This is a genomic window from Intestinimonas sp. RTP31139st1_F5_RTP31139_211217, assembly GCF_040226735.1.
Taxonomy (GTDB): domain Bacteria; phylum Bacillota; class Clostridia; order Oscillospirales; family Oscillospiraceae; genus Intestinimonas; species Intestinimonas butyriciproducens.
Genome location: NZ_JBCOAQ010000026.1, coordinates 1 through 4211, shown reverse-complemented (window position 1 = coordinate 4211; position 4211 = coordinate 1). Strand labels below are relative to the sequence as shown.

Sequence of the window (4211 nt, the reverse complement as noted above, 5' to 3'; positions counted from 1 at the left end):
GGGCCGCCCTTTTGCCCTTTTTGGGAAAACGCCCGGCCCTTTCTCACGCTATACCGTATCGGGAGGCATCCTCCCACTCTGTAAGACCCAGCCGCTGCCTGTCCTTCGCCTGCTGCAGGGTCAGCCTGACGGGGTCCTCCTTCAGATAGTCGAGCAGCTCCCCGATTCCCTCCCGGGTGATGTTGCTCACCTCAAAAATGCGCTCACAGCCGGAATTGATCATCCAGTTTTTCACCATGGGAACATTGGCGAAGGGGGAGTCGATCTTTGTAATAATACCGATGAGCGGCCGGTTGGTAAAGCACTGGCAGTTCGCCTCAAACACGCTGAAGGGCTCATCCGCCGCCATCAGCAGGGCCAGCACATCCGCCTCAAAGGAAAAGCAGGCCAGCCCCAGTCCGCACCGCTTGGTCTCCGAGTACTCGCCGGGAGAGTCGATGATATCGGCCCCCGTGTTGGTGTACTGGGTTTTATGGTAGTGGAGCTCTTCGCCCTTGAGCACCTGGGTCAGGGAGGTCTTTCCCGCCTCGCTCCGCCCCATCAAAAATAATTTTTTCATATCCGCTCTTTAACTCTCCGTGATCTCGCAGACGGTGAAGTGCAGCTCGTGCCGGAAGAACGCGAGGACATGCTCCATGGCGCTCCTGACCTCCGCCCGGGAGCCCAGAAGGATGACCGCCCCGCTGAACCGGTCCAAAAAGCCCAGCTCCACATCGCCGCTCTTCATGGCGATGTCCGCCGCCGCCACCGTGGCCTCCCACGGCGTGATGTGCAGCAGGCCGATGGATTCCCCGGTGTGGTCCTCGCCCTGGTGGGTCCCGATGTGGAGGCCCAGGTTCTGATAGATCCTCGTCTCGGACACGCCGATGAGCTGCGCCAGGGAAATCTCCCTTCCGATCACCTTTACCCGGACCAGGCGCAGGTCCTTCCCCTTCAGCTCTTCATATTTCCGGGAGAACACCCTCTCCAGGAACTCCTCCCGTGTCATGCGGCTCCCCATAGCTGAACTTCCTATCTCTTTGTGATATTGCACACGACGTATCCCAGCACATCCCGGAAGTAATTCACGATCTCCGTCAGCGCCGTGGTGACGTCCGCCAGTTCCCCTGTGATGATCACGGTGCCGGTAAAGCGGTCGGCAAAGCCCAGATATACGTCTCCGCTCTTGACCGCGATATCGGCCGCGATTACCGCGGACTCCGGCGGCGTCAGATTCATGATGCCGATGGCGGAGGTGCCGTAATCCACAGAGGGATTGAGTCCCAGCTTCTGATAGATGATGGGCGCAGGCCCGCCGATCACATGGGCAAAGGTGATCTCCTTCCCCGCCACCGTCTCCTGTACGATTCTGATCTGATCGTTCGCACCGCTCATAGGATCCCGTCCCCCTGCGTTTGTAATGTGGAATGTATTCATTATACTCTCATTTTCTCAAAACTGTCAATCGGCAGTCCCCCGCCGGTCGGCTTCTCCGTCCATTGGGAGGATTTCTCCGTCCTTTCGGGGCTTCTGCGCCGCCGGCGGATAAGGTCATCTCTTCCTCCGGCGCGCCCTTTCATTGACGTTGCCCACCGGCGGGTGATATAATAGGTACAATCGTCGCTTCGGCTCAAAATTGGGAGGGAGGCCCCGCCGTGAAAGCCCTGGTACTAGAGAGAGAAGCCATCCGGCGCAATGCCGCCGTAATCAAGGAGAAGGCGGGCGCCGCCGCCATTTACGCCGTCCTCACCGGAGACGCCCACGGGGCCGGCCTGCTCGAAATGGCAAAGCTCCTGCGTGAGGAGGGGATCGGGCGCTTTGCCGTGTCCGAGCCCTCGGATGCCGCCGCCCTGCGGAAGGCCGGCTTTGTGGACGAGGAGATCCTGATGCTCCGCTCCACGACGGACCGGGAGGAGCTGGAGCAGCTCATCGACCTGAACGCCGTATGTACCATCGGCTCCTATGACACCGGCGTTGCGCTCAACGGCCTGGCGGAGGCCCGCTCCACCGTGGTGGAGGCCCACATTCAGGTGGACACCGGCATGGGCTACGGAGGGTTTCTCTCCGGGGAGCCGGACAAGATCCTGTCCATGTACCGCTACCTTCCCAACGTGGCCATCTCCGGCATCTATACCCAGATGCACGCCGCAGCGGGCGGAGAGCGGGGCGCGTCCGCCCAGTTAGAGGAGTTCCAGCGGGTGGTGGAGGCCGTCCACGCCGCCGGGTTCGAGACCGGGGTGATCCATGCCGCCGGCTCCAGCGCACTGATGAACTACGAATTCGCCCGGCTGGATGCGGTGCGGGTGGCCTCCGCCTTTCTGGGGCGGTGCCGACGCACAAGGGGCGACGGCCTCCAGAAGGTGGGCTATGGCGAGGCCACGCTGGAGGAGATCCGCTGGCTCCCCAAGGGCCATACTGTGGGCAACAGCCGTCTGATCACGATGAAAAAGCCCACCCGGGTGGCCGTACTGCCCGTGGGATATCAGAACGGCCTCGGCGCCCAGCGGCCCGGGGAGAGCGGCCTGGCCGCCCTGCTGCGCTACTGGTGGGGGACCCGGAGACAGTCCGTCCACATCGGAGACCAGCGGGCCATGGTCATCGGCCAGATCGGGGCGCTGGAGACGCTGGTGGATGTGACCGAGCTCAAGTGCAAGCCCGGCGACATCGCCGTCTTCGACCTCGACCCCCTGTATGCCAGGGGGATGAAGCGGGAATACCGATAACAAAAAGATACAGGGCGGCTCCGCCGCCCGGAACGGAGCGTAAGCATGAGAGCAGTTGTGACAAGGGTGGCCTCCGCATCGGTGACCATCGCGGGAGAGGTCGTGGGCGAGATCGGCCGCGGCTTTCTGGTGCTGCTGGGCGTGGGGCCCGACGACACAGAGGCCCAGGCCGACAAGCTGGCCGACAAGATCGTGGGCCTGCGGGTCTTTGAGGATGAAAACGAGAAGATGAATCTGAATCTCTCCGCCGTAGGCGGTCGCCTCCTGGTGGTCTCCCAGTTCACCCTGTATGCCGATACCAAGAGCCGCCGCCCCGGCTTTACCGGCGCGGCCAAGCCGGATGTGGCCGTCCCCCTTTACGAGCGGTTTCTCTCCGCCTGCGGCCGGCTGGGTTTTCCGCCGGAGCACGGGAGCTTTGGCGCTGATATGCAGGTCGCCTCCGTCAACGACGGACCGGTGACCATTCTGTTTGATACCGACAACATGTGAGGAGCGTGTGCTTATGATCGTCAAAACCATGCCCGTAGGGCCCATCGGCACCAACTGCTATCTGCTGGGGGACGAGACCTCCAAGGCCTGCGCCATGATTGACCCCGGCGGGGACCCCGATGATATCCTGTCCATGATCCGGGAGGCCGGGTTCGCCCTGAAGGCCATCCTGCTCACCCACGGCCACTATGACCACACCGGCGGCGTGGCCGGGCTGGAAGCGGCCTTCCCCGGCACGCCGGTCTATCTCCACCGCGCCGACGCCGAAGGGGTCAACCCGACCATGTTCCCGCCGCTCCCCCGGGAAGTCCTCCGCTTTTACGACGAGGGCGACACTGTGGCGGTGGGCGGCCTGACTGTGGAGGTCCTCCACACCCCCGGCCACTCCAAAGGCTCCGTGGTGCTGAAGACCGGCGACATCCTGTTCACCGGCGACACGCTGTTCCGGGGCTCCTGCGGGCGCACCGATCTGCCCGGAGGCAGCTATCAGGAGATCATGACCTCCCTGGCCCGCCTGGGCAGGCTTGCCGGCGACTATCGGGTCTGCCCCGGCCACGAAGGGCTCTCCACCCTGGACGCGGAGCGGAGAAGCAATTACTATCTGATGGAGGCCCTGGCGGAGCAGCCGTAAAGCTCTATCTGAACGGTCACAATTACAAATATGCCGCCGAGCAGATGCTGCTGACGCTGTTCCCCGGCGAACGCCCGGAGTATCCGGATGCGCCGCCCCTTTTCGGGGAGGACGCGCTGCTCCTCCGCCTCTCCGTGGGTCCGCGGCAGGTCACCGCCCACGCGGTGCTCACAGACGGCGGCGCAGTCTACAGCCGCTATGCCCGGGCCCCGGCTCCGGGGCCCGAAGCCGGCCAGCTGGAACAGGACCGTGTGCTTCAGCGCGTTCTGAAAAACGCCTTTTACCGGGCGGGCACCGACGCACTGGGCCGTGAGCCCCCCTGGGGGGCCCTGACCGGCGTGCGCCCGGTCAAGCTGCCCACCCGTGATCTGGAGCGGGGCCTTACGGTG

At 63.7% G+C, this 4211-nt stretch carries 6 protein-coding genes and 1 pseudogene; 4 read left to right on the top strand and 3 right to left on the bottom strand.

Features of this window, described 5'->3' with window-relative positions; genetic code table 11:
* Nucleotides 1–43: 43 nt before the first annotated feature.
* Genes ABUA09_RS13585 through ABUA09_RS13575 form a run of 3 tightly spaced genes read right to left on the bottom strand, consistent with a single transcriptional unit; the run spans nucleotide 44 to nucleotide 1374 of the window.
* The gene (locus tag ABUA09_RS13585) at nucleotides 44–559 is read right to left on the bottom strand and encodes a EutP/PduV family microcompartment system protein (protein ID WP_033119175.1); all 516 of its coding nucleotides are present in this window, start codon (nucleotides 557–559) and stop codon (nucleotides 44–46) included.
* 9 nt (nucleotides 560–568) lie between these two features.
* Nucleotides 569–1000 (bottom strand): BMC domain-containing protein, encoded by a 432-nt coding sequence (locus ABUA09_RS13580; protein WP_058116807.1) that lies wholly within the window; start codon nucleotides 998–1000, stop codon nucleotides 569–571.
* Nucleotides 1001–1011: 11 nt separating this feature from the next.
* On the bottom strand, nucleotides 1012–1374 hold the full coding sequence (locus ABUA09_RS13575) for a BMC domain-containing protein (protein WP_033119177.1): 363 nt from the start codon (nucleotides 1372–1374) through the stop codon (nucleotides 1012–1014).
* 260 nt (nucleotides 1375–1634) lie between these two features.
* On the opposite strand from ABUA09_RS13575, the gene ABUA09_RS13570 reads away from it, so the two are divergent.
* The 4 genes and pseudogenes from ABUA09_RS13570 to ABUA09_RS13555 all read left to right on the top strand — a co-directional run.
* Complete coding sequence (locus ABUA09_RS13570; protein ID WP_075704946.1) at nucleotides 1635–2702, top strand: alanine racemase; 1068 nt, start codon at nucleotides 1635–1637, stop codon at nucleotides 2700–2702.
* 45 nt (nucleotides 2703–2747) lie between these two features.
* Complete coding sequence (dtd, locus tag ABUA09_RS13565) at nucleotides 2748–3191, top strand: D-aminoacyl-tRNA deacylase (RefSeq protein WP_116721587.1); 444 nt, start codon at nucleotides 2748–2750, stop codon at nucleotides 3189–3191.
* A 13-nt stretch (nucleotides 3192–3204) separates the two neighbouring features.
* A complete protein-coding gene (locus tag ABUA09_RS13560; RefSeq protein ID WP_208319551.1) occupies nucleotides 3205–3822 on the top strand; it encodes an MBL fold metallo-hydrolase in 618 nt (205 codons plus the stop codon).
* Nucleotides 3823–3866: 44 nt separating this feature from the next.
* Nucleotides 3867–4211 (top strand): annotated as a pseudogene (locus ABUA09_RS13555) (coproporphyrinogen dehydrogenase HemZ); the annotation flags it as partial.

Bases quoted from the DNA above. Each gene is read 5' to 3' on its own strand.
- ABUA09_RS13575 (WP_033119177.1), bottom strand. From the start codon at position 1,374: ATGAGCGGTGCGAACGATCAGATCAGAATCGTACAGGAGACGGTGGCG.
- ABUA09_RS13585 (WP_033119175.1), bottom strand. From the start codon at position 559: ATGAAAAAATTATTTTTGATGGGGCGGAGCGAGGCGGGAAAGACCTCC.
- ABUA09_RS13580 (WP_058116807.1), bottom strand. From the start codon at position 1,000: ATGGGGAGCCGCATGACACGGGAGGAGTTCCTGGAGAGGGTGTTCTCC.
- ABUA09_RS13560 (WP_208319551.1), top strand. From the start codon at position 3,205: ATGATCGTCAAAACCATGCCCGTAGGGCCCATCGGCACCAACTGCTAT.
- dtd (WP_116721587.1), top strand. From the start codon at position 2,748: ATGAGAGCAGTTGTGACAAGGGTGGCCTCCGCATCGGTGACCATCGCG.